The organism is Paraburkholderia sp. CNPSo 3281 (genome assembly GCF_024206515.1).
Lineage (GTDB): Bacteria > Pseudomonadota > Gammaproteobacteria > Burkholderiales > Burkholderiaceae > Paraburkholderia > Paraburkholderia nodosa.
In genome coordinates this window covers 1-1,371 of the sequence record NZ_JAMBPS010000145.1, presented here as the reverse complement: position 1 = coordinate 1,371, position 1,371 = coordinate 1, and the positions used below count along the sequence as shown (strand labels likewise).

Sequence of the window (1,371 nt, the reverse complement as noted above, 5' to 3'; positions counted from 1 at the left end):
GGACCTGTCCGGGATTTTGTGGGTGAGGCATATCATGAGAGGTAAAAGCCATGGATATGCCGATGAAGAAGAAACGTACGGTCGCAGCTCAGGCGGCGGCCCGAGGGCCGCTGCCTGAGCTGCCCAAGGCCCTGCTGGACGAACTGGTCAAAGGCCCCATGACGCCAGCCGAGGTACAGGATCTGATGCTGGCGTTCAACAAGGCGGTCATCGAACGTGCCATGGGCGCGGAGATGAATCTGCATCTGGGATACCCACCGGGCCAGTCCAAACCGGCCGGCCAGGCCAATGAGCGCAACGGCGCCAGTGGCAAGACGCTCATCACCGATCGCGGCCCCGTCCGGGTCGAGGTGCCCCGCGATCGAGACGGCAGCTTCGAACCCATCCTGATCCCCAAACACGAGCGGCGTTTCACCGGATTCGATGAACGCATCATTGCGATGTACGCGCGCGGCATGAGCGTGCGCGAGATTCAGGCCTTTCTGGCCGAAAGCTACGGCACCCAGGTATCGCCCGATTTCATCAGCTCGGTCACCGACGAGGTGATGGCCGAAGCGCTGGCCTGGCAGAGCCGTCCGCTGGAGGCGATGTATCCGGTGGTGTTCTTCGACGCCTTGCGCGTCAAGATCCGCGACGACGGCGTGGTCAGCAACAAGGCGGTCTATCTGGCCCTGGGCATTCAGGCCGATGGCCAGCGCGATGTGCTGGGCCTGTGGATCGAGCAGACAGAAGGCGCGAAGTTCTGGCTCAAGGTGTTCAACGAACTGAAGACCCGCGGCTGCCAGGACATCCTGATTGCGGTGGTCGACGGCCTGAAGGGGCTGGCCGACGCGATCGCTGCCGCTTATCCCCGAACGGCTGTGCAGACCTGCATCGTGCACCTGATCCGCAACAGTCTGGAGTACGCCAGCTACAAGGACCGCAAGGCCCTTGCCACGGCGCTGCGGCCAGTCTACTCGGCCGCCAGTGAAGACGCTGCGCGGCAGGCTCTACAGGCCTTCGCTGACGGCCCCTGGGGCCTCAGATATCCGATGATCGTGCAGTCATGGCAGCGGGCGTGGGAGCACGTCACGCCGTTCTTCGCATTTCCACCAGAGATCCGACGAGTTGTGTACACAACAAACGCCATTGAAAGTCTGAACATGCAGTTACGCAAGATCATCAAGACCCGTGGCCACTTCCCGAACGACGAGGCGGCCATCAAGCTGCTCTGGCTGGCGCTACGCAATGTGCTGGCCAAATCCGTTCGCGCAGCCTTCGACTGGAAGTCGGCCATGAACCAGTTTGCTATCCTGTTTGGAGACCGATTCACGCAGGCGCGCGGATAATGATTCCTTTAACCGCCTCGCCCACGAAAATGCGGATAGGTTC

The 1,371-nt window shown here is 61.6% G+C and carries 1 protein-coding gene; it reads left to right on the top strand.

Annotated features, from left to right (window positions below):
* Positions 1-56 precede the first annotated feature (56 nt).
* Positions 57-1,328 (top strand): IS256 family transposase, encoded by a 1,272-nt coding sequence (locus M3I56_RS40540; RefSeq protein WP_254358653.1) that lies wholly within the window; start codon positions 57-59, stop codon positions 1,326-1,328.
* Positions 1,329-1,371 lie beyond the last annotated feature (43 nt).

What these genes read in the sequence shown, in the direction of transcription:
- M3I56_RS40540 (WP_254358653.1), top strand. Translation starts at nt 57, where the DNA reads ATGCCGATGAAGAAGAAACGTACGGTCGCAGCTCAGGCGGCGGCCCGA.